Genomic DNA, 261 nt, shown 5'->3' on the forward strand with positions numbered 1-261 from the left:
CGAGGTTGGACAGGGAGTCGGCGAGGTTGGGTTCGTAGGTGGCCGGGTTGTCCTGCGCCAGCCGGCGTCGGATCTCCGCCGCTTCCTCGGCGGCGGTCAGGGCTTCGCTGCGGCGCCCCGTCTCTGCGAGCCGAATGCCGAGGTTGGACAGGGAGTCGGCGAGGTTGGGTTCGTAGGTGGCCGGGTTGTCCTGCGCCAGCCGGCGTCGGATCTCCGCCGCTTCCTCGGCGGCGGTCAGGGCTTCGCTGCGGCGCCCCGTCT

1 protein-coding gene is annotated in these 261 nt (G+C 72.0%); it reads right to left on the reverse strand.

From position 1 onward, the window contains the following. Positions 1-261, reverse strand: a 261-nt coding sequence (locus DMH12_RS38815) for a tetratricopeptide repeat protein (protein WP_125495879.1), incomplete at both ends; no start/stop codon positions are given.

Source organism: Streptomyces sp. WAC 04229 (assembly GCF_003947455.1).
In the GTDB taxonomy this organism is placed as follows: Bacteria; Actinomycetota; Actinomycetes; order Streptomycetales; family Streptomycetaceae; genus Streptomyces.